Origin of the sequence: Herbinix luporum (assembly GCF_900070325.1) — a bacterium.
GTDB lineage: Bacteria > Bacillota > Clostridia > Lachnospirales > Lachnospiraceae > Mobilitalea > Mobilitalea luporum.
On the sequence record NZ_LN879430.1, the window covers coordinates 2,099,208 to 2,120,706 of the forward strand.

Here is a 21,499-nt window from a genome sequence, read left to right on the forward strand (position 1 = left end):
TATTATTTTTACTCCCTAATGTAAACTTAACTAATAACGGTTGATTTCTCCCCCTATTTCCATGTTCTTATTTCCATATTCTGTAGTTGCCGCTTAAAGCAAGTAAAGCAAATAGATATAGACAGTTGTCATAATAGCGGCGCACCCCTTTTCGAAGTGGTGTATTCCAGAATAATTCAACACATTCCCTTAAGTTTTTTGTATCATTGGCTGCCAGTGCCGCCTGTGCATTGGTAGCTATAATTGCAACAGGGTGAAGTGCCGGCTCATCTAATATGGTACCGTCAATCTTATAGACCCTATCGATTTTCCCCTTAGCTGTTTCGCAAAAGAAAGCCTGTATCTTATCGGCACAATCCCTCTGCCACTCATCAGCTGCAAACCAAGCATAGTCTAGACCAATATTGGCAGCAACCCGATATGAATCGCTATAATATCTGTCTCTATTATCAAAAGTAACCGGTGTCCCATCATAATGGGCATATTCCGGAGCAAGTCCGGTTACAGGATGGCAGGCTTTATGTAGATATTCCCTGCTGGCCTTGGCCGCCTCCTTCCAAAACTCTCTATCCTCTTCATTTGCCCATAAAGCAAATAATTCATAAAAATGAGGCAGATGATAAGAGGGATCTGTAAAATTAAAATTAGGAACAAATTTAATCAGCTTATTGGAAGGCTCCCACATAGGATAGCCGGGCTTTCCATCTTCGCCTTTATGAATACATTCATGGAGGATAGCCCTTGCCTCTTTGGAATAATTATAAATGCCCTCTCCGTCTCCCCAGCGGTTTGAAGCAAAAAATAGGGCCATGGCAAAATACTCCTCACCGTCAGGAGCCGGTCCGTGAGAATTTTTCGTACCGTCCGGCTGTACAGACCAAGCAAAATACCCGGCATTTTCTCCATCTTCCATCCACATATAAGTCTTTGCGAACTTCCAAAGACGATCAAATTCCTTTTTCCAATTATTTTGAACACACATCATCATTCCATAGGAGATACCTTCGGTCCTGGCATCATTATTACCGGTATCCTCAAGATATGCCATATCGTCTCCTATTTCATGGTAGAAACGTTCATCTTCAGAACCGTAGAATATAGTTTGATAAGCATCATCAATCTTTTTTCTGATTTCATCTTCACTATAGCCTAATTCTTTAAAAACATTTCTATATTCTCCTGTATAAAATGCTCCCTTCATTAACCTTCTCCTTTCCTTTTCAGATAAAGTTTTGATTAGTCAACAGCTGTTAGCTTCTGTTTAGTAAACCTCATTAATTGTATAATCCTATTGAAACCGAAACAATGGGCTTATTTATCCTCTTCTTGTAATTTCATTTCTTTGACAAATTACCTACTAGCCTTAGAATATATCTCTTTTAATTCCTCAACGGTAAAAATATAATGTTCATTGCAAAAATGGCAATTTACTTCAATAGGTTTATTATCATCAATCATTTCCTTGATATCTTTTTTCCCTATGGATATTACAGCTTTTTCTACCCTTTCCTTGCTGCAGTTACATTCAAACCCTGTGGGGTACTTCTCCAAAATCTCCATACCTAAATCTCCAAGGAGATGGTCTAAAATCATCTCAGGAGTCATACCCTTATCAAGAAGTCCCGTAATTCCTTTTAAACCACTGATTTTTTCCTCAAGCTTGCTTATAACTTCATCTTCGGCAAAGGGCATTAATTGCAAGATAAATCCTCCCCCGCAGCGTACAGTATTATCTTTATTCATCAATACTCCAAGAGCAACGCTTGATGGAACCTGCTCACTGGTTGCATAATAATATGTTAAGTCTTCTGCTATTTCACCGGATACAAGATTTGTCTGACCTACATAAGGTTCCTTTAAACCTAAATCCTTAATTACCGTAAGCATGCCTTCCCCTATGGCTCCCCCCACATCTAGCTTTCCTTGAGGATTTGCAGGAAGCATTATTTGGGGATTATACACATAACCTTTAACTGTTCCTTTGGAATTAGCAGTAACTGTTACTCCACCAATAGGACCATTTCCCTTTATCTGAAGGGTAAGTAAATCCTTATCTCCCTTCATCATAACTCCCATCATTGCCCCGGCTGTAAGCAGTCTTCCTAAAGCGGCAGTAGCTATGGGACTTGTATTATGAATGGTTCTTGCATGTTCTATTAAATTTTTGCTTGTAGCTGCAAAGGCTCTAATCTGGTTGTTTGCAGCACTTGCCCTTACAATATAATCTGTCATATTTCAACTAATCCTTTCTATTTCTTCATCCTCTGGTATATGTTAATTTGCTTAATATGATTCCAATCTATGCATTGATATACATAATCAATTAATAATCTCTTAAATGTTTCTATATATATAATTTGTTGGACCTGTGCCTTTCCCTGGCAATTATATATACCCTTTCGCTATCTATTCTTGGCTCTTTATCAGTAAGCTCATGATAAGCTCCTAACATATCAAGTCCAGCCTGGTCTAAAAGCTTTTTTATAGTTTCTATATCGTATGCTTTCCTAATATGGGTCTCTTTGTGTTTACTGTATAAATTGTCCCCTTGTCTTTGGAATAAGGTTAGGTTAACCTCATTAATCATTTCATCGGGATAAAGGGTATTTTCCCAGATAAAGCAGCCATCTTCATGATCCATATATGTTACATTGTCTGCCAATACTTCCTCATAAAGATACTGGGTATCCATATCAAAGATAAAGAGGCCACCGGGATCAAGATAATTTCCCACTAAGTTAAACACCTTCCTAAGATCATCAGAATTTACCATATAGTTAATACTGTCGCAGACACAGATTACTGCCGCTACAGTTCCATAAAGTTCAAATTCCCTCATATCTTGGCATAGATAAAGAATACCATCATCTAAGCCCTCACTTTTTTCCCTGGCTATAGAAAGCATTTCTTGGGAAATATCAATTCCTATCATGTCATAGCCTTTTTTGGCCATCCTTCTGGTCATCTTCCCTGTACCGCAGCCTAGCTCCAGTAGCAGTCCCTTATCTATACCATGTTTTTTAAGTATATTCTCTATATAATCAGCCCATTTGTCATAGGGTATATGATTCATTAATATATCATATACTGAGGCAAAGCCCGTATAAGCTTCCATTTTATCTCCTTTTATGCTGTTTTAGTTTGTATATTTATCCATTGTCTAAAACACATTTTATCATACAATATTTTTACATACAACAAGGATATTCAAATATTTCCAAAATTAAACTTAATCCAAAAAAAATAGCAGGGCATATAGAACTTATGCCCAACTATTTTTCTATGATTTCAACTATTTTTACACTCTATATCTTATACCATTTTATCAAACATATCCTTTAATGTAGGATATATTTCTTTAAACACCTGATATTTTTTATTATAAAGCTCTACAATATCAGGATCCTGCTCAGTGGTCTCAACTACCTTAATAAGCTTTTCTGTTGCTTCTTCTACACTGGCATATTTGCCGCAGCCTACAGCTGCTAAAATAGCTGCACCAAAGGCCGGACCTTCCTCAGAGTTTATCTTATCTACCTTAACGTTAAGAACATTAGCCACTATCTTACACCATAGAGGGCTTTTTGCTCCCCCACCGTTAATTCTGGTTCTTTCTATATTAACACCTAAGGACTTAGCAATTTCAAAGGAATCACGAAGAGCAAAGGCTACACCTTCTAAAACTGCCTGTGTCATATCTGCACGGGTTGTATCCATGGTCATACCGATAAAGGTACCCCTTGCATTGGGATTGTTATGAGGTGTTCTTTCTCCCATCAGATATGGTAGGAAGTATACATTGTTCTGGCCAAGTTTTGTAATATCCTTCTGCTCCTTGCTATACTCCTTGGTTCCGATGATTTCATCCATCCACCATTTGTTAGAAGCTGCTGCAGAAAGCATAACACCCATTAAGTGATATTTTCCGTCAGCATGGCAGAAGGCATGAAGGGCATTATTATCATCCACTGCAAAATTCTGTGAGGATATAAAGACAACACCGGAAGTTCCCAGTGATATATTACATTTTCCTTCCCCTACTGTACCTGTACCTACCGCTGCAACTGCCTGGTCACCGCCACCTGCAATTACTTTAACAGTGCTTGGAAGACCAAGTTCATCTGCTGCCTTCTGACTTAGTGTTCCTACAACTTCATAGGATTCAAAAACCTTAGCCATCTGTTCTTCCTTAAGTCCGCATATATCAAGCATTTCTTTGGACCAGCACTTATTCTTAACATCAAATAATAACATACCGGAAGCATCTGATACATCAGTACAATGTACTCCGGAGAGCATATATGCAATATAATCCTTAGGCAGCATAACCTTTTTTATCTTTGCAAAATTATCAGGCTCATGCTTTCTTACCCATAATAATTTAGGTGCAGTAAATCCGGTCAGGGCCATATTGGCTGTATAAGAGGATATTTTTTCTCTACCTATCTCATTATTTAAATAATCACATTCTGCCTGGGTACGTCCGTCATTCCATAAAATTGCAGGACGGATAACCTTGTCATTCTCATCAAGAATAACCATTCCATGCATCTGTCCGCTAAAGCTTATACCGTCAATTTCATCCTTATTGCAATCCTTGGTTAATTCTTTAATACCATCTACTAAAGCACTATACCAATCCTCGGGATTCTGCTCGGACCAACCGGGCTTAGGAAAGTATAAGGGATATTCCCTGGTAACTATACTCTTAATTTGTCCTTCTTCATCCATTAGTAATAACTTTACAGAGGATGTTCCTAAATCAACACCAATATACAGCATGTGTGTGTCTACTCCTTTCATTATATGAATTTTAGGCACCCAGGCAGCCATTGCCGTGCAGATTTATTGTACGTCATCGCATGCTTTATGGGCTATAAATTCTTGAAAATCATCTTGTTAATTGATTAAACTATATTAATTTAACTATAGCAACCCCACCTTCTAATGTCAAGCTGCAATCACTCCTTCAAACAATAATCTCTTTCCAAATTAAGCATTATATGATAACATGACCATAGGTAAATTAGTACAATTGTATTACTAATATGAAAAATTATAAAAATATGCATAATATGAGCAATTCTTAATATTTTGTTTATTTATGTAAGTGAAAGGTGAATGTTATGGTTACAGGCAGTAAAGAACTAATACGGGATATTAATACCCATCTGGTATTAGAAACCATCATAAATGAAGCCTCTATCTCAAGAGCAGCTACGGCAAAACATCTTGGATTAACCAAGGCTACTGTTTCTGCCATTGTACAAGACTTAATTAATCGTAAGCTGGTTATAGAAATAGGCAGTGATGATACAAGCCTAGGTAGAAAACCCATCCTTCTTAGCTTAAATAAGAAGGCCGGTTTTGTTGTATCTATTGATCTTGGGGTTGATACCATATCTGCATTGGTTTCTGACTTAGCCGGAGAAGATTGCAGCATAAAGCAAATAAGAACCCCAAAAAATGCAGCTAATATAATAAATGAAATAATTAATTTAATTGAATCTATGAAATTCCCAAGCGATACTCCATATGGACTGGTGGGTATAAGCATTGGAATACATGGTGTAACAGCTAATAATCAAATATCATTTGCACCATATTATAATTTGTCCGGGTCAGATCTTGCAAAGACCATAGGTGAACACTTTAATGTTCCTATATATCTTGAAAATGAGGCTAATTTATCCGTAATAGGAGAAAAAACCTTCCAATATGACTATTCTAATATAGCCAATATCAGCATTCATTCCGGTATTGGACTGGGTATAATTATTAATAACCAACTCTATAGCGGATATAGCGGCCATGCCGGTGAATTTGGCCATACTATTGTAGAAATTGATGGCAGACAATGTCCCTGTGGCAACCTTGGATGTTTAGAGCAATATGTATCTGAACGGGTATTGCTTAATGAATTTGCAAAATTAAAGGGATTAGAGGAAGTAGATTTTAATACTTACCGTGATATGTATGAAGAAAATGATCCTGATGCAATTAAGATCTTAGATCAATTTATAAAATATATATCCGTGGGAATTAATAATATTTTAAATGCTTATAATCCGGAGATTGTTATTATTAACAGCTCATTTACAATTCATTTTCCCCATGCACTTAAAAAGATCGAGGATGCCCTAAAAAGCAAAATGAATAATTATATCAGAATCGTTCCATCGGTTCTCCAAGACACATCTATTTTGCTTGGGGGCGCATGTGTGGCTATCAAGAATTTCTTAGGGGTCAATAATCTAAAACTAAATAATGCAAAGTATCAATCTCCTTTTTAGAGATAATATTGGACTTGTGTATAAACTGACACAAGTCCTTTTTTATATAATATCTATTTTAATATAGGAGACAAATAAAAAACATGACCTATTTGGAAAATGTAAACATAGATCTCCAAACATGTCATGCTTTTTATATGAATTATATTTACTAACTTACTTTATAAGTCTAAACTAAATATTATTATTTAACCTGTTCTTTTTCAACTTCACTCTGTTTTTTTAATTCCCTCTTTCTTTTGGTTATTAAGCCCCCTATCCTTCCTGATTCTTTTGCCGTAAGGGATTGCCAACCGCTTGTAAGCACTTTATCTAAGTATCCCAGTTCACTGGCAATCTCATATTTCATTTCTTCCTCAGGTTTTAAATTATTCAAATCTATCTTCTTATTGCGTTTTTTTCCCATCCTGTTACACCCTTTCTTTCTTACTTTTCTAGAGTGTAACCAACTTCAATAAGAATATTCTATTTGTATTAAAAGTCATTCTTTAACCGGGATTTCTTTTCCTAGGTAAAGGGAGTAGATAACCATTTCCTTAACCTTTTTATTTAATATCTGTTCCAATGCTTTTTTATAGTAAATAAGCTGTATCTTATATCTGTCAAGTAGCTGTTTTTCATTATGAGCAATGTCTGATTTATAATCAAGAAGAACCAGCTCGCCCTCCTCTTCAAAGTACACATCAATAATTCCTTGAATAAGAACAAGCTCCTCGCTATCCTGATCAGGATATATATCCTTTGCCTTTAATCCTATGACAAATTGTTTTTCTTTATACAGCTTTCCTGCTGCCTGAGCCTTCATCACCCTTTTGGCTATATTACTCTGGCTGTATCTAAATATATTCTTAAGGTTAAGTTTAGCCATATCCTCTTTTGTAATTTTTCCGGCTTCTATCATACCATCCAGTTCCCATAGTAAATCCTTGTAATCATTTACCTTACTAAGATCTAAAAGTTCCAGCACCTTATGATAAAGAGTACCCCGGTCCGTACCGGATATTTGCTCACTAGCTTCCTTAGCAAAGTTGGGAACATATTGGTTTTCATTAATGGCACTTTTCTTTTCCTCGGTCCCTACATTATCCGCTTCTTCTAGCCTGCGATCAAATAATATCTCACTATCCTCATCATCAATAAATTGCCCAATCTTTTTTAACTCTGATACCGTCAGTTTTACCCTAAGATTTGCTTCTTTAGAATAAGGATAGTCAAAATTAAGTCTTTCCTTAATCTCATTTTGAATATTTTCATTTCTTTTCTGATTAATTATACGGTTATCTAACTCTTCTTGATCATTTTGCAGAAAGACCTGCTTAACCATATCTTCATAAATAATATCCTGCTTTTTATAAACTTTAATGTCCATATAATCCCTAGGCTTATTATTCATGGCAGGAAGGACCAAGTCCAGATAATTTTTCACTGATGTAAGTTCAAAGAAGGAGAAATCTTTCTTCACATATAAATCTTCCATGGATTTTAAATATCCGGTCATAATAAGTTTTTCTTTAGCCCTTGTCATGGCCACATATAGAACCCTAAGTTCTTCACCTAGACTGTCAATCAGGCTTTTTTTCTGGATTACTTTCTTAAGTAGGGTATTAACCTTAGTCCTATTCTCGAGATCAATATAATCAGGTCCTACCCCGTAATCAACATGAAGTAAAATACTGCTTCTTTGATCCTGCATATTAAACTGTTTACTTAGACCGCTTACAAATACAACCGGAAATTCCAGCCCCTTACTTTTGTGTATACTCATAATCCTTACCGTATCATCATGTTCTCCGGAAATAGAGGCTTCTCCAAAATCCACTTCATATTTATGAAGCTTTTCTATATAACGGATAAAGTGAAACAAACCGCTATAAGTGCCTTTTTCAAACCTGACTGCATGGGAAATCAACATGTCGATATTTGCTTTCCTTCTATCCCCTCCGGGCATAGCCATAACATAATAAGCATATCCGGTCATATCCAAAACTTCTTGAATCAGTTCATGGATGGGAGTATATTTTACCATATCCCGCAGTTTATGAAGCATATCTAAAAATACCTTTAGTTTATCCTTTATGGCTTCATTAGAACCTTCATTGGCATAAGCTAAAGCTGCACTATACATTGTTGAACTTTTATCCATAAGCCTAATTTGAGCCAGCTCATCAGATGAAAAACCCCCAATAGGAGAATATAAGACTCCGGCAAAAGGTATATCCTGCCTGGGATTATCAATAATCCTTAACATATTTAATAGGGTCATAATCTCTGAAGTCTGAAAATAACCTGTTCCGGTATCGGCATAAGCAGGGATTCCTTCCTGCATCAGGGTATTTACAAAAACATCAGCCCATCCTGTCATGGTACGAAGTAGGATTACTATATCTTTAAGTTTGGCCGGCCGGTGAATTATATTACCTTCCTCATCTTTATCAATCAAAAGCAGCCCCTTATCCGGATCTATAATTTCCTTAATACGTTTTGCTACTGCTCTTGCTTCTAATTCTTTCTTAGTATATTGGATTTCATCCTCATCTGATTCTTGCAATATAACTTCCTTATTCTGACCGGTATCACCCTTTAGGCCATCTTCACTCTCATCTTCTTCCTCTGATACAAGTATCAGTTCCACATCTTTTGATATTCTTGCCTTTACCTTATCTGTGAGTTTTTCAGCCTCTTCTTTAGGAAGCAGTTCTTCAAATAATTCTCCATATTTTAAGGAAGCCGCTTCATCGTAAACAACTCCTCCCACAGACTCAGTCATAATCTGTTCAAAGATATCATTTACAAAGTCTAAAACTACTTTCCTGCTTCTAAAGTTCTTATCAAGATCTATTCTTTGGGTAGGATTTATATTGCCCTCATCATCCTGGTCATAAGTTCCATAAGTTTTTAGCTTTTCAAGAAATATCTCAGGCATGGCTAGGCGGAATTTATAAATGCTTTGCTTTACATCTCCCACCATAAATCGATTATATACTCCAATATTTTCCCTTGATATACTTTGAAGAATTGTTTCTTGAACCAGGTTACTGTCTTGATATTCATCTATTAATATTTCTTCAAATTGCTCACTAAGTTCCATAGCGGCTTTTGTGGGAATTATTTTCCCCTCTTTTTCCTCTACTAATATGCTTAGGGCAAAATGCTCCAAATCATTAAAATCCAAAATATTTTTTTCTTCTTTTTTAGCTGCAAAAGCTTCCATAAAATCCAGGGTAAGCTTTGATAATACCTCCATTACCCCACTAACAGACTTAAGATCATTATACATTTCTTCTGCAGATTGAAAGAAAAACTGATTAGTAAGATCCTTTATAGCCTTTTTAACTTCCTCCCTTAAGGCTTTTACCCTATCTTTTTTTTCCGGGGATACATCAGCCTGTCTTTTTGATGACAGCCGTACAAATGATATCTTAAAAAAAGCTTCTCCATAGCCTTCATAAGAGCTTTCTTTCATAAGCTCTTCAATCATGGTCCTATCACTGACAAGAGCCGGAAGATAAGCCTCTGGTCCGTCCACTTCATTGCATATTTCTATGGCTGCATCTATCTTTTTTAACAAATCACCAAGTACTATAGATATATAATCTAATAATTCTTTCATCCATTTGGCCTTATTCATATCATCAATAGATTCAAGTTTAAAGCTTTCTTGAATTTTTTCCAACCAAAGCTTAGGCCAAGGATTACTCATAGCAAAATTATATAAGGACAGTACCAACTCCTCTACGGGAAGGTCGGATTTGTAACGGGAATAACTCTCAATAAGCTTAAGAAAATCTTTGCTGCCCTCTTCATACCATTTTTCCAATACCTCTGATATAATATCAGATTTCATCAGGGTAATCTCAGATTCATCTGCCAGTTTGAAAGAAGGATCAAGGTCTATATGATGAAAATAGTTTCTTATAACATTTAGGCAGAAACTATGTATTGTAGTGATATGGGCACTTTGCAGTAGGGAAAGTTGTTTTTGCAGGTGAACCTTATCCGGTTCTTCAATAAGTTTTCTATCAAGAGCCTTACCTATCCTATCCCTCATCTGAGCGGCTGCAGCATTGGTAAAGGTAACCACAAGAAGCTGATCAATGTCTAGGGGTTTTTCTCCCTCTGAAATCATTGAAATAATCCTTTCCACCAAAACCGCAGTTTTACCGGAACCTGCCGCTGCAGAAACCAATAGATTCTTATTTCTTGTATCTATGACCTTCTGTTGTGCTTTAGTCCAAGCCATAGGTATCCTCCTTTACATACATATCTGTGAATCTAATTTTCTTTCTCTTCGGATACATCCTTATCTCCCCAGATTTCCTCCTTTAATTCATCCACAGATCTTTTAGCCAGGTTGCGATATGAATAACCGGGAAGTCTCGCATCAAAACCACAGGCATTTTTATATTCACAATAATCGCAGGCAGTTCTCTCCCCTGCCCTATAGGGATTAAGCCTGGCATCCCCTTCTAGTATCTGGTTTTTATCCTCAACCAATCTTTTATTAACAAAATTAAGCAGTGCTTGTATCTGTTTTTTGCTTGCTGCCGATGAACGTTTGGACAGCTCACCTTCTTTATTGGTCTCTATCGGAATAATATCGGATTTTACAGAAGCCCTAAGGGTTCCGTCAGGCCCCTTTAATTTATTATCCATAAGCCCTATAATTTCCTTGTCTTGATTAACCAGCCCGTTCATCTTCAGCTTCTTATATATATCCTCATCAACCTGGTCAGACTTTGCTACAATGGGATCATCTATATGGTAATAGAAAATACCTGCCGGAATTATCTCTTTATCCTTATACTGCTTACTTAAAAATTCTATGGCAGCACTTAGATAGATTGCTAGTTGCTTTTGTAGTCCGTAATATATACTCTGAATATCAAAGGCCGTAGCTCCGGTTTTGTAATCAATAACCCTAACATATAATTTATCCTCTGTTTCATATAGATCCATCCTATCAATTCTTCCCCGCAGCAATAAATCCTCATCAGGTATATGATAAAAAGCCATCTCATAGCCCGCAGGCTCAAATACCCCCTGGCGAATCTGATTACACAAGGCCCATAAGGTTCTTATGGTAATCCTTTCAATTCGTTTAATTAAGTACTCATTTCTTTTACTGCTTCTTAGATAGCTACCCTCAAAATCATCTACAGCTTTTTTTACTGCTTCTATAGCCCACTCTTCTCTAATTTCATCAGGTATTGTATGCCAATTATATCGGCTGACATCCAGCATTTTCGAAAATTCATCTATGGCATTATGAAAGATATTACCTATATCAGGTACAGCCAGTTTATACTCCTTACGCTGCTCTAGGGACAGACCATAGGACATAAAATGGGCAAATGCACAACCTGCATAGCGCTCAAGTCTGGTAACACTTCCGCTTAATTTATCACCATAAAGTAAGTATGCCGCTTCCTTTGATATACCTTTTTCTTTATTGACATAAAAAGCTCCGGCTATTAATAGGTCCAGTATTCTTCTTCTTTCCTGGTCATTTCTATAATAATAATACAGTTCATTAAAAATTTCAGAAGTTTGGCTATTTCTAAGTCCCTCAGACAAATATCTTATTCCTTCATCCTGAAGGATATAATCCATATCATCAGTTTCTTCATCGTAAGTTGTAATAGTAAGTTTTTTAAAATAGGACAAGAGCTTGCTGATTAGGAAAGAAGGTCCTACTGATTTACCTTCTTCATTTACCCTATGAAATGTTATATATAACTTATCCTGAGGCTTGGTCACATTAAGATATATGTAGAACTGCTCGGTAAATGCCTGCTGCCTCTTTGTGGGAGCCAGTTCAATTCCATTGTTAGTAAGCAGCTCCCTTTCCACATCCGATAAGATACCGCCACTGCCAATAACCTTAGGAACTATACCTTCATTAACTCCTACAAAAAACAAGGCCCTAATATCTTTTAATCTGGTCCGTTCAGTATCTCCTATTACAATCTCATCCATGCCCGGAGGAATAAGACCTACTTTCGCCTCAGCAAGACCGGTTTCAAGTACCTCTCCAAATTCCTTTAAGCTTATATGTTCATCCCCAAGAAGAAGTACAATCTGGTCATAAAGTTCCATTACGATACGATATACCTGGTCATACTCCTTAGACATAAGGGGTAAATTTAATTCTTTAAAATAATTATTAAAGCTCTCAAGCTTTTCCCATACATTTAAGCGTATTCCCAAATCATATAAAGCCTGTACATAATCCCTTACCTTATTATCTTTGTTTTTAAGAGTTTCATACAAGGGATGTAGCTCTTCTATAAATCTTTCCCGTATGGAATTTAACTGTTCCAAATCAAGTGTCTTTTTCCTTCCAAGGTTTCTGGTAAATGGCTCTAGGTATCTTTTAGCTCCTCTTATTCCAAAGGCAATAACATAATCCTCTAAAAGGTCTACTTCATCTTGGGATATATTGCTAAGGCCACTTCTTAAGTAAGCAAAGACACTTTCATAACTATAATCTTCTAAGGCAATCTGGGTTGCAGAACGGATAAATACAACAAAGGGATTTCCCAGAATCTCCTTCTTATAATCTATAAAACAAGGTATATTGGCCTGAGTAAAATAATATTTAGCAAGCCTGCCATATCTTTCTATATCCCCTGTAACCACTGCAATATCCTTATATCTATATCCCTCTTCCCTAATAAGACGTTTTATTTCCCTAACTACAAAAGCAATTTCACTTTCAGGATCCTTGGCACCATGGATGCTTATCTCATCCTGTTCTTTCTCATACCGATCGTAGGGATAACGAAAGAGATTATGCTCTAAAAATGCCAGAGCCGGGGATTTTCTGAAGCGGTAAGGAACCTTACCATCCTTCTTATTTTGGACAAAAATTGGCTCTTCAATTTTTGTATCTGTATCAAGAGCTATATCATATAGCTTTTTTATGGTTTTTTGGCTTAGTCCAAAGAGCCCATAGTCTGATTTTTCTTCTATCAAGGGCTCCCTAGGGTCGATTGTTACAGTAACCATAACCTTTTTAGCTAATTTCATCATCTTGGCTAGGATTTCATTCTGACAGGGAGTAAATCCCGTAAACCCATCCAGGCATATGACACTGTTTTTTAGCCAAGTAGATTGATCAATTACCTTACTAAGTACAAGCAAGATTTCCTCAGCTGTTATATATCGTTCATTCATAAAATCAGCAAAACCCTTATATATGGTTCGAATATCATGGAGCTTTGCCTTTAATACCGGCTTCTTTGCTGAAATCTCCATCATTTCTTCAAAATCATCCGGTCTAATATTATATTGATAAAATTCAGACAGCAGTGATTTAAGCTCATTAATAAATCCGGCTTTTTTTACACCGGACCCAAATAATATTAGTTCCTTTCTTTTTTCTGCCACCACCCTACGGATAACCATGCTTTTTCCGGTATCCTCTAATATAGGAAAGTCATTACCTCCTACTTCATCAAAAATCCGGTAAGCAAAACGCATAAATGACAAGATATCCACATTTATAACCCCATTGTTTGGATGCATGGATACCATATCCTTCTGGGTTTGCAAAGTAAACTGCTCCGGAACAATAATAAGATAATTGGTGTCGGGATTTTTTATAGATTCTTCAATAATATTATGATACATCTGATGGGATTTGCCTGAACCGGCACTTCCTAGATAAAGTTGCAAAGACATAACCATCCTCCTTCCCAGTTTTCTTTACATCTAAAACAAATTTTGCCACCTTAACAGAACAAATCGGCATAAATTAATATAATGAATAATAATATATAGTAAGATTAAGACAATGAAGCAATTATGCTCCGGAGGATAGAAATGGCAAAAAAAATTGTTGTTATCCAATTAAAAGAAATCATATATACTGTAATATTTGCTGCTTTAGGAATTCTTCTAATACTTCTTCTAATCTTTATGTTTAGCGGAAAAGACAGTGAAGATGTGGCAACCGAAACCAAGTTATATAAGGCCGGAGTATGGACCTGCGCCATCCCCCTTAGCGACACTGTAATCAATTTAGAAGTAGTCCTAGATGAAAATCAAATCAAATCGGTACGGATGGTTAACATTGATGAGACAGTAACTACCATGTATCCCCTTGTAGAACCTGCCTTAGAAGAAATCTCAACCCAATTGAGTAACGATGTTCCCATAGACCAGTTAGAATTAAGGGATGACAGCAGGTATACTCAGACTCTTTTGATTGAAGCCATTAAGGTTGCCCTTGATAAAGCTAGAGTCACACCCTAACCATACTTACATAGCACCTTCTTAGAACAACGTTCTGCAAGTAATTGGCGGATAGGGCCAGTTACTTATAGAACGTTGTTCCTTTTAGTGCATATTAAAAATATTTTTTATATGGTGATTCTTCATTAAGAAATACAATTCCTATAATACCAGGTCCCGTATGGGCACCTATGGCACAACCTACATAATTATCCATAAATTGTTTGCAACCATATGTATTTTCTAGCATTTCCCTTACAGTTTCCATTGTTTTGGCATCATCTCCGTGAACAATGCCTATAACTTGATTTGATAAGTCTTTTCCTCTTTCTCCTACTATTTCAATTAATCGTTTTAGAGACTTCTGCCTTCCCCTTACCTTTTCTATGGGTTCAAGAGCTCCATCATCATTAACATGAATAATTGGTTTAATATCCAGTAGACTTCCTGCAATAGCTGATGTTCTGCTTAAGCGTCCGCCTTTTAATAGATACTCTAATGTTTTAACTGTAAAGATTTGTTCCATATGTTCACAATGCCATTCTATAGCTTGGATAATTTCTTCTTTAGTAGCACCTGCCTGCTGCATTTTTAAGGCATAATATGTTACCAGACCAAAACCTAAAGAGGCACACTTAGAATCGATAATGGTCAAATCAAAATCTGGATATTCTTCCAAAAGCTCTGTTTTGGCAATATTGGCTGCATTAAAGGTTCCTGCAATCCCGGTAGAAAAACAGATATAGATTAGCTCATCGCCCTTTTTTGCATATGGCAAGAAATTGTCATAAAACATCTGAGAATTAATATGATAGGTTTTAATATCATTCCCTTTCTGAAGAATATTGTAAAACTCCTCAGGGAATATGGTCTTACCGTCAAAATAATCCTTTTCATCAATAACTACAGGTGTAGGTATTACATGTAATCCATATTCATCCGTTACCCATTTTGGTATATCGGATGCGGAATCGGTAACAATCTTTAGTGCCATAATATTCTCCCTTTCTTAACTTTTGCTCTTGTATCTAAAAGCTTATTATGAAATGCCCATAAGCTCATCTAACCATAAGGCAGACTTTGCATCACTGGGCATCCTTAAATCTCCTCTCGGAGAAATAGATACCCTTGTAACCTTTGGTCCATCCGGTAGACAAGACCTTTTGTATTGCTGTGCAAAAAATCTTTTATAAAACATCTGCATCCATTTTAATATTTCCTCATTACTATACTCCTTAGCAAATGCAGTCTGAGCCATACGATATATTTTCTCAGGGGAAAATCCATACTTAAGAACATAGTATAAAATAAAATCATTGAGCTTATATGGTCCTACGGATTCCTCTGTTACCTGATATTTATTCTCTCTGCTAGGAGGAAGAAGTTCAGGACTAACGGGAGTATCTATAATATCTTTTAAGACCCTTGATAATTCCTCATTAACAGTGACATCTGCTGCCCATTCTACTAAAGCTCTAACCAAAGTCTTAGGCAGGGATGAATTAACCCCATACATGGACATATGGTCTCCGTTATAGGTAGCCCAGCCAAGAACCAGTTCTGACATATCCCCTGTTCCTATTACTATTCCATTATGCTTATTGGCCAGATCCATAAGTACCTGTGTTCTTTCTCTTGCCTGACTGTTCTCAAAGGTGATATCATGAGTATCCAAATCATGGCCTATATCCTTAAAATGCTGTATAACCGCATCTGTAATAGGTATATCCAGTAAGCTTGCACCTATATTTTTTGTAATTGCAAGGGCGTTATTATAGGTACGACTAGAGGTTCCAAAGCAGGGCATTGTTACCGCAAGAATCCCCTTCTTATCAAGACCTAACATCTCAAAGGCACGTTCTACTACCAGTAAGGCTAGAGTTGAATCTAATCCCCCTGATACCCCAATTACCGCACATTTTGTTCCGATATGGGCAAGCCTTGCTTTTAATCCCACCGCTTGAATTTCAAAAATTTCTTCACACTGTTTAATTAATTCTTCCTTACTTTCCGGAATAAATGGAAATGGCTTTATTTTTCTTGTAAGCTTATAAGGTTTTAGTTGATAATCTCCATCTAAAAAGCAATAAGGAATCTTAATATAATCTGATATATCTTTATCATCAAAATAATTATTCTTTCTTCTTCTCTCGCTCTTTATTATTCCTAAATCTATTTCACTTACTATTAATTCATTATTGCTAAAGGGTTCTGCCTGTGAGAGTAAAGTACCGTTTTCAGCTATTAAGTTATGACCTGAGAACACTAAATCAGTGGTAGATTCTCCCTCTCCGGCATTAGCATATATATAACCACAGATTAATCTTGCCGATTGATTTTTTATATAATTTCTTCGATATCCGGCTCTTCCTGCCAGTTCATTGCTGGCAGAGAGATTGGCTATAATTGTAGCCCCTGCCATACAGTGATATGTTCCAGGAGATAGGGGCATATATAAATCCTGGCCTATCTCAACTCCCACCTTAAAATCAGGGAGATTCCTACATTCAAATATCAATTTATGACCAAAATATACTTCTTCCCCTAAGAACTCTACCTTTATAGCTTCTTTGGGTCCCGGGGAAAAATATCTTGCTTCATAATACTCTCCATAATTAGCTAGGGCCTTTTTAGGAATTAATCCTAACAGCTTACCCCCCTGAATAACTGCCGCAGTATTATAAAGTCTACCCTCATATTCAAAGGGAAAGCCTATTATAGTAAGAAGCTCCTTATCCTTAGTGAAATTAATAATCTCTTTTACCTGCATTTTTGCATGGTGAAGTAGGGTTTCTTGTAAAAGCAAATCTCCGCTGCTATATCCCGTAACACAAAGCTCTGGGAATACCAAAAGTTTTACATCTTGTTTTTCTGCAGTGTCTATAATTTTAATCACTTGCTTGGCATTATAAGTACAATCTGCCAGTCGAATCTTAGGTGTAGCTGCAGCAACCCGAATAAATCCATGCTTCATAGCTTTCTCCATTTCTTGCATCTATCAAATGTAATTTATGTATTAATCGACATCCTTCATAGTATAAACATAAAAACATATGTTTTATACCCATATTATAAAAGTAACTTCTTTAAAATACAAGTACTATATAATTTTTGGAAGAAAAGCACAATGACTTTTTAGTAAATAAAAAAGCGGCCGAAGCCGCCCTTATCATTAGTATAAACCCCCAAAATGCCGTTTCCTGCATTTTGACTCCTAGCTTCGCTAGGTGGGTAACCGCATATCAGCTTCTGCCTTCCGCTACTAGGCGGCTTGACATCCACCAATAAATGTAGGAAACCCTTATTACAACATGTAGGTTCAAAATTACAGGAGTGTCGAACATCTCAGGAACATCTTTAAGTATATTATAATAGATTATTAGCTGTAATTCAAGGTTTTTATAATGAATTTTCTTGGTATTTAAAGGGTTGTGCTCTCTTCTAATTCAAAAGGGGGAAAAGTAAATGTAAATGTACTACCCTCTCCCAGTTTTGAGCTAACCTCAATATTTCCATTATGTTTTAGGGCAATCTGTTTTGCTATGGCAAGCCCTAGTCCTGTGCCAGATTTATTTTGTCTAAGACTTGATTTGTAAAATTTTTCAAATATATTGGCCAAATCATTTTCATCCATTCCGATACCTTCATCTTTAATGGATACTATTATTTTGTCCTTCTTGGCTATATTTATGTATATAGATTTAAATTCCTCTGTGAATTTTATGGCATTATCTAAAATCACCATAAACATCTGTCTTAGTCTATCATAGTCACCAAGCATCATAATTATAGGACTATCTTTAGTTATTTCCACTTTTATGTTTTTCTTTTCAGCTATTGTTCCTGCGCTGCGAATAATATCATCAAAGACCTGGACTAAGTTAACCGGTTCGCTTTCAATGGCAAAATCCGGATTTTGCATTTTAGATAGTATCATTAAATCCCCAATTAATCTTTCCATGCTTTTACATTCTGAAAGCATCCGTTCATAATATTGCTTTACTTTTTCTTCGTCTTTTACAACTCCGTCAACTAAAGTTTCCGTATAAGCCCTAAGAACGGTAATCGGTGTCCTTAACTCATGGGATACATTTGCAAAAAAATCTAATCTCATTTGATCTAAATTCTTTCGCTGAGTCTCATTTTCCAGTAACTTCTCAGATAGAATATCTACAGTTTTAGCCAAATCACCAAGCTCATCATTCCTTTTAATTCCTGTCTTAGAATGGTAATTACCTGCTGCCAGTGATAGGGCTGTGATACGCATCCTTGATATAGGAAGGGACAGCTCTGTAGCAAATATAATAACTATAACAAAGGATATTGCTAAGGCTACAACACTACTTAAAACAATCAAGGATAGGATGTCATTTATAATATCAGTAAGTCCTTTTACAGGTGCCTTCAGCAGCAGTGCCCCTGCCACCTCTCGGTTTACACCCAAAACAGGTACCGCTACTGTTATGGTCTGAGTCTGATATATTTCGTCATCGGCTATAGTAAATACTCTTTTATTATTAAAAGCACTTTCAACCAAATCAATATACTCAGTATATCCGACAGAAAATTCTTCTAATGAGTTGGTTTCCATTCGTTCATCCATCGGCAATACTGCATTAGGATTTGAGATAGTCCATATATCAAGTCCCATAATTTTTTGCTGATTGTTAATGTACTCCAAAAACCCACTATAGTTTCGCGTATTTATATGGTTCATAGTCATCATTTCTGAAATATTTGAAGCCTGTCCCATTAATTCTTCCCGCGTGCTTTTCATAGTTGTGTTTTTATATAGCTGCATAAAAATCAAGCAAATCAGTACAGCCGTCACCAACAACATCATTGCATAGTTTAAATACAGCTTAAAAAACAAGCGGTTATAAACGCGAACCTTGTTTTCTTTTGCCATGTTTTTTTATTCCTCCACCATATCGGTTGAACTCTTATTCCTCTATAAGTTCAAATTTATAACCTACTCCCCAGATAGTTTTAATGGTCCATTCAGGATGTTCTACAGCATCTATTTTTGCACGAAGTCTTTTTATATGTGAATCTACTGTCCTGCTGTCGCCATAATAATCAAAGCCCCAAAGACTATCCAAAAGATTATCCCTGGTAAAGACTTTATTTGGATTGGAGGCCAATGTCCACATGGTTTCAATTTCCTTTTTAGTAAGGGCAATTTTTTTACCTCCAATATGTACACTATACTCTTCAAGATTTATCTCCAGATTACTGATAGAGATAACATTTTCTGAAGCATTGCTTTTTGATGCTTTTGCCATCCTTCGAAGCACCGCCCTTACTCTGGCCATAACTTCTCTCGGACTAAAGGGTTTTACTATATAATCATCGGCTCCTATATCAAGTCCCATAATCTTATCAAAATCTTCCCCTCTTGCTGTAATCAGGATAACAGGTACATCTGATTTACTTCTAATCTTTCTGCAAACCTCGTATCCGTCTTCTTTTGGCATCATGACATCTAGCAGCACTACCTCAGGATCATACTTCTTAAATAATCGGATTGCTTCCTCTCCATCGTATGCTACTACCGGTTCAAACCCTTCCATCTTAGAATATGTGGATAGGATATCAGTGATATCATGATTATCATCTGCGATTAAGATATGCTGCATAATTGTTACCTCCTTTATACAAGCAAAATATAAATTAAATAGTGGCTAATAAACAAGGGAAACTATTTATTCTATATGTTTTAATATAAGTATATCAAAAATATGTCTTTTTTGTAAATAATTTTACATATTTGTTACGAACTGAAAATGTATATATGATAAGGAAATTACAGAGTCTAATAGGAGGCTATGTCATATTAAATATCCATTATATATTATTATATATTATTACTATATCATAAAACAAGTAGTAATACTTTATTAACCATACATTAATATACTTGAATAGTTTGTTGTTTTGTAACAAATTATTAATATATAGAGATATCCGTGACACTTTTCTGACAAAATCAACTTATATACTGGTATTGCAGATAAGGATGTGACATAGGAATTCCATAAATCGGAGGAAATACCATGAAAAAGAAATTTCTATGTAATTGTTTGATTTTGTTTGGCCTACTTCTTTTCTTTACTGTCATGCCTCAAATTATACAGTCACCCCTTAGTGTAGTTAGGGCATCAGAAGTTGAAAAGGAGAAAAATAATGAATATAGGCTTAACCTTAAATCTATTACCCTAGTAAACGGAAAATCATTTACATTAAAAGTTTATAATCTTGAAGATGATGCTAAGGTTAGCTTTAAATCCGCTGACCCAAGCATTGCATCTGTTAATGAGAACGGAACATTTAAGGCTAATAAAGTTGGATCTACTACAATTACAGCAACAGTAAGGCGAGGTTCTAATTCTACTTCACTTACCTGTGATGTTAAGGTTGGACCACCGGCTTTTAGCGTGAAGATGACCAGGTCCATAATTATACTGGGACAAAAACAAAGTGCATTATTAGAGGTTATAATGAAGCCCAGTAACACTGCAGAACTTGCCAAGTTTTCCAGCTTTAATTCGTCAATTGCTTCTGTTAGTTCCGGAGGCCGAGTAACAGCTAAAAGACTGGGAATGACTTATATATTTGCCGAAATAGATGCTGTTAATTTAGACGGAAGCAAGAAATTTGCTTCCTGCAGTGTAATAGTAACTAAACCTGAAGAAGTAACTCAATTAAGAAAGTATTTTTCCAATCATTTAGAATTAAGCTTAATATCTGAATCTGATTTGTCAGCTGCCTTGTATGAATTTTTTAATTCCAATAATACAACAGAATCAAATTCCGGTAGCGAATCATCAATCGTAGATAACTTGGATAAATTCTTAAATTTAAAGTTTAACTTGGAAAATTTAAAAAAGACTTATCAAGAAAGATTACAGCCTGTAGTAGAAATTAAATTAAGTTCCCAAGCAGGAATTTAATAAAAGAATAAGAAGCAA

14 protein-coding genes and 1 other RNA gene are annotated in these 21,499 nt (G+C 36.0%); 3 read left to right on the forward strand and 12 right to left on the reverse strand.

The features are described from left to right. Positions 1-67 precede the first annotated feature (67 nt). The 4 genes from SD1D_RS09690 to xylB form a co-directional block, all read right to left on the reverse strand. Entirely contained in the window at positions 68-1,201 is a 1,134-nt protein-coding gene (locus SD1D_RS09690; protein ID WP_058258726.1) for a glycosyl hydrolase family 8, read from the reverse strand. Between the two features lie 149 nt (positions 1,202-1,350). After that, positions 1,351-2,232, reverse strand: a complete 882-nt coding sequence (gene hslO, locus SD1D_RS09695) for an Hsp33 family molecular chaperone HslO (protein ID WP_058258727.1) — start codon at positions 2,230-2,232, stop codon at positions 1,351-1,353. A 112-nt stretch (positions 2,233-2,344) separates the two neighbouring features. Then, positions 2,345-3,115, reverse strand: a complete 771-nt coding sequence (locus SD1D_RS09700) for a class I SAM-dependent DNA methyltransferase (protein ID WP_058258728.1) — start codon at positions 3,113-3,115, stop codon at positions 2,345-2,347. Between the two features lie 197 nt (positions 3,116-3,312). Beyond that, complete coding sequence (gene xylB / locus SD1D_RS09705) at positions 3,313-4,782, reverse strand: xylulokinase (protein ID WP_058258729.1); 1,470 nt, start codon at positions 4,780-4,782, stop codon at positions 3,313-3,315. Between the two features lie 344 nt (positions 4,783-5,126). Here xylB and SD1D_RS09710 point away from each other — a divergent pair, with 344 nt between their 5' ends. Next, positions 5,127-6,293 (forward strand): ROK family transcriptional regulator, encoded by a 1,167-nt coding sequence (locus SD1D_RS09710; protein WP_058258730.1) that lies wholly within the window; start codon positions 5,127-5,129, stop codon positions 6,291-6,293. A gap of 184 nt (positions 6,294-6,477) precedes the next feature. Here SD1D_RS09710 and SD1D_RS09715 read toward each other — a convergent pair whose 3' ends face one another. The 3 genes from SD1D_RS09715 to addB form a co-directional block, all read right to left on the reverse strand. Continuing rightward, positions 6,478-6,699, reverse strand: a complete 222-nt coding sequence (locus SD1D_RS09715; protein ID WP_058258731.1) for a small, acid-soluble spore protein, alpha/beta type — start codon at positions 6,697-6,699, stop codon at positions 6,478-6,480. A 75-nt stretch (positions 6,700-6,774) separates the two neighbouring features. Continuing rightward, positions 6,775-10,533 carry a UvrD-helicase domain-containing protein gene (locus SD1D_RS09720; protein ID WP_058258732.1) on the reverse strand — a complete coding sequence of 1,253 codons (3,759 nt, stop codon included), beginning with the start codon at positions 10,531-10,533 and terminating at the stop codon, positions 6,775-6,777. 32 nt (positions 10,534-10,565) lie between these two features. Next, the gene (addB, locus tag SD1D_RS09725) at positions 10,566-13,976 is read right to left on the reverse strand and encodes a helicase-exonuclease AddAB subunit AddB (RefSeq protein ID WP_058258733.1); all 3,411 of its coding nucleotides are present in this window, start codon (positions 13,974-13,976) and stop codon (positions 10,566-10,568) included. 141 nt (positions 13,977-14,117) lie between these two features. On the opposite strand from addB, the gene SD1D_RS09730 reads away from it, so the two are divergent. Beyond that, positions 14,118-14,549 (forward strand): hypothetical protein, encoded by a 432-nt coding sequence (locus SD1D_RS09730; RefSeq protein ID WP_058258734.1) that lies wholly within the window; start codon positions 14,118-14,120, stop codon positions 14,547-14,549. A 94-nt stretch (positions 14,550-14,643) separates the two neighbouring features. Here the strand turns inward: SD1D_RS09730 and SD1D_RS09735 are convergent, their stop codons facing one another. The 5 genes from SD1D_RS09735 to SD1D_RS09755 form a co-directional block, all read right to left on the reverse strand. Beyond that, on the reverse strand, positions 14,644-15,522 hold the full coding sequence (locus SD1D_RS09735) for a DegV family protein (protein ID WP_058258735.1): 879 nt from the start codon (positions 15,520-15,522) through the stop codon (positions 14,644-14,646). 45 nt (positions 15,523-15,567) lie between these two features. Continuing rightward, positions 15,568-17,514 (reverse strand): NAD(+) synthase, encoded by a 1,947-nt coding sequence (locus SD1D_RS09740; protein WP_087758961.1) that lies wholly within the window; start codon positions 17,512-17,514, stop codon positions 15,568-15,570. Between the two features lie 192 nt (positions 17,515-17,706). Further along, positions 17,707-17,883: non-coding RNA, 6S RNA (gene ssrS, locus SD1D_RS09745), on the reverse strand. 66 nt (positions 17,884-17,949) lie between these two features. Further along, positions 17,950-19,437 (reverse strand): sensor histidine kinase, encoded by a 1,488-nt coding sequence (locus SD1D_RS09750; RefSeq protein ID WP_058258737.1) that lies wholly within the window; start codon positions 19,435-19,437, stop codon positions 17,950-17,952. 34 nt (positions 19,438-19,471) lie between these two features. Further along, on the reverse strand, positions 19,472-20,167 hold the full coding sequence (locus SD1D_RS09755) for a response regulator transcription factor (protein ID WP_058258738.1): 696 nt from the start codon (positions 20,165-20,167) through the stop codon (positions 19,472-19,474). Between the two features lie 417 nt (positions 20,168-20,584). On the opposite strand from SD1D_RS09755, the gene SD1D_RS09760 reads away from it, so the two are divergent. Next, positions 20,585-21,481 carry an Ig-like domain-containing protein gene (locus tag SD1D_RS09760; RefSeq protein WP_058258739.1) on the forward strand — a complete coding sequence of 299 codons (897 nt, stop codon included), beginning with the start codon at positions 20,585-20,587 and terminating at the stop codon, positions 21,479-21,481. Positions 21,482-21,499: the final 18 nt, after the last annotated feature.

Excerpts from the sequence above, each read along its gene's own strand:
- SD1D_RS09720 (WP_058258732.1), bottom strand. The coding sequence starts at position 10,533 with ATGGCTTGGACTAAAGCACAACAGAAGGTCATAGATACAAGAAATAAG.
- SD1D_RS09740 (WP_087758961.1), bottom strand. The coding sequence starts at position 17,514 with ATGGAGAAAGCTATGAAGCATGGATTTATTCGGGTTGCTGCAGCTACA.
- SD1D_RS09760 (WP_058258739.1), top strand. The coding sequence starts at position 20,585 with ATGAAAAAGAAATTTCTATGTAATTGTTTGATTTTGTTTGGCCTACTT.
- SD1D_RS09750 (WP_058258737.1), bottom strand. The coding sequence starts at position 19,437 with ATGGCAAAAGAAAACAAGGTTCGCGTTTATAACCGCTTGTTTTTTAAG.
- hslO (WP_058258727.1), bottom strand. The coding sequence starts at position 2,232 with ATGACAGATTATATTGTAAGGGCAAGTGCTGCAAACAACCAGATTAGA.
- SD1D_RS09690 (WP_058258726.1), bottom strand. The coding sequence starts at position 1,201 with ATGAAGGGAGCATTTTATACAGGAGAATATAGAAATGTTTTTAAAGAA.
- SD1D_RS09730 (WP_058258734.1), top strand. The coding sequence starts at position 14,118 with ATGGCAAAAAAAATTGTTGTTATCCAATTAAAAGAAATCATATATACT.
- SD1D_RS09755 (WP_058258738.1), bottom strand. The coding sequence starts at position 20,167 with ATGCAGCATATCTTAATCGCAGATGATAATCATGATATCACTGATATC.
- SD1D_RS09715 (WP_058258731.1), bottom strand. The coding sequence starts at position 6,699 with ATGGGAAAAAAACGCAATAAGAAGATAGATTTGAATAATTTAAAACCT.
- SD1D_RS09700 (WP_058258728.1), bottom strand. The coding sequence starts at position 3,115 with ATGGAAGCTTATACGGGCTTTGCCTCAGTATATGATATATTAATGAAT.
- SD1D_RS09710 (WP_058258730.1), top strand. The coding sequence starts at position 5,127 with ATGGTTACAGGCAGTAAAGAACTAATACGGGATATTAATACCCATCTG.
- xylB (WP_058258729.1), bottom strand. The coding sequence starts at position 4,782 with ATGCTGTATATTGGTGTTGATTTAGGAACATCCTCTGTAAAGTTATTA.
- addB (WP_058258733.1), bottom strand. The coding sequence starts at position 13,976 with ATGTCTTTGCAACTTTATCTAGGAAGTGCCGGTTCAGGCAAATCCCAT.
- SD1D_RS09735 (WP_058258735.1), bottom strand. The coding sequence starts at position 15,522 with ATGGCACTAAAGATTGTTACCGATTCCGCATCCGATATACCAAAATGG.